This window comes from Rhabdaerophilum sp., assembly GCF_046092605.1.
In the GTDB taxonomy this organism is placed as follows: Bacteria; Pseudomonadota; Alphaproteobacteria; order Rhizobiales; family Beijerinckiaceae; genus Rhabdaerophilum.
Genome location: NZ_JBJTDY010000189.1, coordinates 1 through 5,554 on the forward strand (window position 1 = coordinate 1; position 5,554 = coordinate 5,554).

The 5,554-nt window shown below is 63.6% G+C and carries 4 protein-coding genes; 3 read left to right on the forward strand and 1 reads right to left on the reverse strand.

What is annotated here, in order from left to right:
• Positions 1–151 precede the first annotated feature (151 nt).
• The 3 genes from clpX to ACKODO_RS15205 all read left to right on the forward strand — a co-directional run bounded on the left by clpX (position 152) and on the right by ACKODO_RS15205 (position 4,983).
• The gene (gene clpX / locus ACKODO_RS15195) at positions 152–1,417 is read left to right on the forward strand and encodes an ATP-dependent Clp protease ATP-binding subunit ClpX (protein ID WP_408984291.1); all 1,266 of its coding nucleotides are present in this window, start codon (positions 152–154) and stop codon (positions 1,415–1,417) included.
• Between the two features lie 342 nt (positions 1,418–1,759).
• Positions 1,760–4,186 carry an endopeptidase La gene (lon, locus tag ACKODO_RS15200; protein WP_408984292.1) on the forward strand — a complete coding sequence of 809 codons (2,427 nt, stop codon included), beginning with the start codon at positions 1,760–1,762 and terminating at the stop codon, positions 4,184–4,186.
• A gap of 92 nt (positions 4,187–4,278) precedes the next feature.
• Positions 4,279–4,983 (forward strand): hypothetical protein, encoded by a 705-nt coding sequence (locus ACKODO_RS15205; protein ID WP_408984293.1) that lies wholly within the window; start codon positions 4,279–4,281, stop codon positions 4,981–4,983.
• A 3-nt stretch (positions 4,984–4,986) separates the two neighbouring features.
• Here the strand turns inward: ACKODO_RS15205 and ACKODO_RS15210 are convergent, their stop codons facing one another.
• Entirely contained in the window at positions 4,987–5,478 is a 492-nt protein-coding gene (locus ACKODO_RS15210; RefSeq protein ID WP_408984294.1) for a universal stress protein, read from the reverse strand.
• Positions 5,479–5,554: the final 76 nt, after the last annotated feature.

Here is a 5,554-nt window from a genome sequence, read left to right on the forward strand (position 1 = left end):
TTAACGCTTCTTTCGGGGCCGAAGACGATACTCGGCATTGATGCCAGTCGATTAGTTGATGTGCGGATTGCGAAGGTTGCTTGTCGTGGTTCGTGATCGTCGGGTAGGGGCTCCATCGCGGAGTGCCCGGAACCGGCGCGGAGGTTGAGGAATGAGCAAGTCCACCGGCGGCGACCAGCGCTCCACGCTCTATTGTTCCTTCTGCGGGAAGAGCCAGCATGAGGTCCGCAAGCTGATTGCGGGGCCAACCGTGTTCATCTGCGATGAATGCGTCGAACTCTGCATGGACATCATCCGCGAGGAATCGAAAACGCTCGTCAAGGCGAAGGACGGGGTGCCGACCCCGCGCGAGATCGCCAAGATCCTGGATGATTACGTGATCGGCCAGTTCTACGCCAAGCGGGTGCTCTCGGTCGCGGTTCACAACCATTACAAGCGGCTGAACCACGCCCAGAAGAACAACGACATCGAGCTCGCGAAATCGAACATCCTGCTCGTCGGCCCCACGGGCTGCGGCAAGACCTACCTCGCCCAGACGCTCGCGCGCATCCTGGACGTGCCGTTCACGATGGCGGACGCCACGACGCTGACCGAAGCCGGCTATGTGGGCGAGGATGTCGAGAACATCATCCTGAAGCTGTTGCAGGCCGCCGATTACAATGTCGAGCGCGCCCAGCGCGGCATCGTCTATATCGATGAAATCGACAAGATTTCCAGGAAGTCCGACAACCCGTCCATCACGCGGGATGTCTCGGGCGAGGGCGTGCAGCAGGCGCTTCTGAAGATCATGGAAGGCACGGTCGCTTCCGTTCCGCCGCAGGGCGGGCGCAAGCATCCCCAGCAGGAATTCCTGCAGGTGGACACGACCAACATCCTCTTCATCTGCGGCGGCGCCTTCGCCGGTCTCGAGAAGATCATCTCCTCGCGCGGCAAGGGCACCTCCATCGGCTTCGGCGCGAAGGTGGAAGCCCCGGATGATCGACGCGTCGGCGAGGTATTCCGTCAGGTGGAGCCGGAAGACCTGCTGAAATTCGGTCTTATCCCCGAATTCATTGGGCGTCTGCCGGTGATCGCGACCCTCGAAGACCTCGACGAGGCCGCACTGAAGCGCATCCTCACCGAGCCGAAGAACGCGCTGGTGAAGCAATATCAGCGCCTCTTCGAGATGGAGGATGTGGAACTCACCTTCAACGACGAGGCGCTCTCGGTGGTGGCCCGCAAGGCCATCGAGCGGCGCACCGGCGCCCGCGGCCTGCGCTCCATCATGGAGAGCGTGCTGCTCGACACGATGTTCGACCTGCCGGGCCTCGAAGGCGTGGAGCAGGTGGTGGTGAATGCCGAGACCATCGAGGGCAAGGCGAAGCCGCTCTACATCTATGGCGAGCGCAAGGAGGAGCCGGTGGCCTCCTCGGCCTGATGGTTCCAGCGACGGGCGAGAAGGTTTGCAACCCCGGTGCCGCAAGCGCCGGGGTTTCCCGATGGGGCACCGTGAATGCCCGCGCGGAATGGGCCTTTGCGGGTTTCACATCCGGGAACCCGGTCACAGGGCTGTGACGGATCGCTGCGGGCGGTCTTGTTTCGACCGCGATTCATGCCCACCTTGGAGCCATTGAGAAATGCCGGATTCGGGCGCTCCGCGTGGGGCCCGGGCCGGCCGGGCGGCAAAGCCGACGGCTGGCAGGCGGCGTGACAGCGGAAAGCCCGGCCCTTTGGCCGGCGGGTGGCGGCTTCCCGCGCCCGAATACGAAGGACATCCGTCATGAGCGGAGACAAGAAGCGCCCTGAAGCCGGAGCCATTGAGACGGTGCCGGTTCTGCCTTTGCGGGATATCGTGGTTTTCCCGCATATGATTGTGCCGCTGTTCGTCGGCCGCGAGAAATCCATCCGCGCGCTCGAGGAGGTGATGAAGAACGATCGCTTCATCCTTCTCGCGACACAGCTCAACGCCACCGATGACGACCCGGCCGAGGACCAGATCTTCAAGACCGGCGCGCTTGCGACCGTGCTTCAGCTTCTGAAGCTGCCCGACGGCACCGTGAAGGTGCTGGTCGAGGGCCTTTCTCGCGCCAAGCGCATTCGCCCGGTGAAGAACGATGAATTCTTCGAGGCCGAGGTGGAAGTGCTCGGCGATGACCTCTCCGATCCGATCGAGACGGAGGCGCTCGCGCGCTCGGTGTCGAACGAGTTCGAGAATTACGCGAAGCTGAACAAGAAGGTTTCGCCGGATGTGGTATCGACCATCTCGGGCATCGAGGATTACGCGAAGCTGGCCGATACGGTCGCTCAGCATCTCGCGGTGAAGATCACCGACAAGCAGGACGTGCTGGAAATCGTGAAGGTCTCCAAGCGGCTCGAGAAAATCCTCGGCCTGATGGAGAGCGAGATTTCCGTGCTGCAGGTCGAGAAGCGCATCCGCACCCGCGTGAAGCGGCAGATGGAGAAGACGCAGCGCGAATATTACCTCAACGAGCAGATCAAGGCGATCCAGAAGGAACTCGGCGATGACGAGGGCAAGGATGAACTTGCCGAGGTCGAGGACAAGATCCGCCGTACCAAGCTCTCCAAGGAAGCGCGCGACAAGGCGATACATGAGCTCAAGAAACTCCGGCAGATGTCGCCCATGTCGGCCGAGGCCACCGTGGTGCGCAACTATCTCGACTGGATGCTCTCCCTGCCCTGGGGCAAGAAATCCAAGGTGAAGAAGGATTTGCGCCATGCGCAGGAAATTCTGGACGCCGACCATTTCGGCCTCGAAAAGGTGAAGGATCGCATCATCGAATATCTCGCGGTACAGTCGCGCGCGAACAAGCTCACCGGCCCGATCCTCTGCCTCGTCGGCCCGCCCGGCGTGGGCAAGACCTCGCTCGGCCGCTCGATCGCGAAATCCACGGGCCGCGAATTCATCCGCATGAGCCTCGGCGGCGTGCGCGATGAAGCGGAAATCCGCGGGCATCGCCGGACCTATATCGGCTCGATGCCGGGCAAGATCATCCAGTCCTTGCGGAAGGTGAAGACGCAGAATCCGCTCTTCCTGCTCGACGAGATCGACAAGATGGGCATGGATTTCCGCGGCGATCCCTCCTCGGCGCTCCTGGAGGTGCTCGACCCCGAGCAGAACACCACCTTCGCGGATCACTATCTCGAAGTGGATTACGACCTCTCGAACGTGATGTTCGTGACGACGGCGAACACGCTGAACATCCCTGCGCCCCTGATGGACCGCATGGAGATCATCCGCATCGCCGGCTACACGGAGGAGGAGAAGGCCGAGATCGCCCGCCGCCACCTCATCCCGAACGCGCTCAAGAAGCACGGTCTTGATGACAAGGAATGGCAGATCGAGCCGCAAGCCCTGATGTTCCTGGTGCGGCGCTATACCCGTGAGGCGGGCGTGCGCAACCTGGAGCGCGAGATCTCCAATCTCGTCCGCAAGGCGGTGAAGGAGATCCTGCTCTCCGCCGGCACGGACAAGCCGGTGAAGGCCGTGACGATCACCGAGGCGAAGGTCGAGGAATATCTCGGCCCGACGAAGTATCGCCATGGTTCGGCGGAAACCGAGGATCAGGTCGGCGGCGTGACGGGCCTCGCCTGGACCGAGGTGGGCGGAGAGTTGCTGACCATCGAAGGCGTGATGATGCCCGGCAAGGGCCGCATGACCGTCACCGGCAACCTGCGCGACGTGATGAAGGAATCGATCTCGGCGGCGGCTTCCTGGGTGAAGAGCCGCGCGGTGGATTTCGGCATCAAGCCGACCCTGTTCGACAAGCGCGACATCCACGTGCACGTGCCGGAAGGTGCGACGCCGAAGGACGGCCCCTCGGCCGGCATCGGCATGGCGACGGCTATCGTCTCGCTGCTCACGGGCATTCCCGTGCGCCGCGACATCGCGATGACCGGTGAGGTCACCTTGCGGGGTCGCGTGCTGCCGATCGGCGGCCTCAAGGAGAAGCTGCTCGCAGCCCTCCGCGGTGGCATCAAGACCGTGCTCATCCCGGAAGAGAACGTGAAGGATCTCGCGGATATCCCGGCGAATGTGAAGAACGGGCTCGAGATCGTGCCCGTCTCGCGCATGGAGGAGGTGCTGGCTCGCGCGCTCACGCGTCAGCCTGAGCCCATCGAATGGGACGAGGAAGCGGAAACGCCCCCCAAGGCCGAAGAGGATGCGAGCGCCGCGCTGGCGCATTGACCTCGGCGGCATTTTGTCTGCACAATCAGAGCGGGGCCGGAAACGGCGCCGCTTTTTTAACGCGGTCCAATGTTTGGCCTTGGGGTTGCCGGATGGTTCGATTTCTCTCGTTTCGCCGCCTGCTGCTGGCCCTTGGCGCGCTTGTCGCGGGTCTTCAGTCCGCTTCCGCCCTTTCGTACAGGCTCGCTGACGCCGAATTGCCCGGCTGCAACGGCACCTGCCCGAAGGTGGTGGTCGCCACTGGCACGATCGGCCAGGCCGAGCATGTGCAGCTCGCGGCCTTTCTCGAGCGCGCGGTGGGCCGCGGTGCGGTGAGCCAGGTGCTCGTGATCGACAGCCCCGGCGGCTTCACCCTGGGCGGAGCCTATCTCGGCGCGCTGTTGCGGCAATTGAAGATGACCGTGATCGTCGGCCGCTGGAATGGCTCGACCATTACCCCGTCCAATGGCGTCACGCCCGGCACCTGCGCCTCGGCCTGCGTGCTGGCGCTCTCCGGTGGCACTTCGCGCTATTTCGTGCCGGGAAGTCGCGTCGGCGTGCATCGCTCGCATACCGGAACGGCTGTTCTCGATCCTCTGACGCGTCTGCCCGTCAACGCGACCGTCAACCACGAGGATGTGAGCCAGGCGCATATCGCCTATTTCAAGCAGATGGGCATCGATACGGGCGTCGTGGCCAAGATGGACGCGACCCCTTCTGAGCAGATCTACTGGTTCTCCGAGCCGGAGCTCGTGAAGTTCCGCCTCGCGCGGTCCACGGCCTCCACCGGCAAGGCGAAGCCCAAGCGCCAGCCCTGAGCGTCAGGCGGCCTCGCTTTCCGCCGGCGGTACGCGCGCCACCGTGACCGTGCAGGGCGCTTCCGCCACCACGGCAGTGGAAACCGAGCCGAGATAGCGCCGGACACCCCCCGAGCCGCGCGCGCCAAGGACCAGGTGATCCACATGGTTGTTTCTCGCGAAGGTGGTGATCGCCTCTGCGGGGTCGGCTGATTCCAGCACATGGAACGTGATGCGCTCGGGCGGCAGGCGCATATCCGCGGCCCACCCCCTGAGTTCCACGAGTCGCTGGACATGCACGCTCTCGCCGCTCTCGGTGGTGAGCGGGTCGAGGCCGATCACGGCGGTTTTCAGCACATTCACGCAGGCGAGACGTGATTCCGGCGCGGTGGCCAGCAGTCGACGCAGGATGTCGCGCAGCGGCTCGTGCAGGGACGCGCCTCCCTCCGAGAGTATCCCTCCGCCGAAGGCCGCCTTGTTTTTGAACCGGGGCTTTGAACAATCCGGATTTCTGATCCAGCACTGATGCTGGCAGCATTGCTGGAGATTTCGGTTGGCGGACGAGGTTTATGTACGGCGGCGCCGGTGGAGC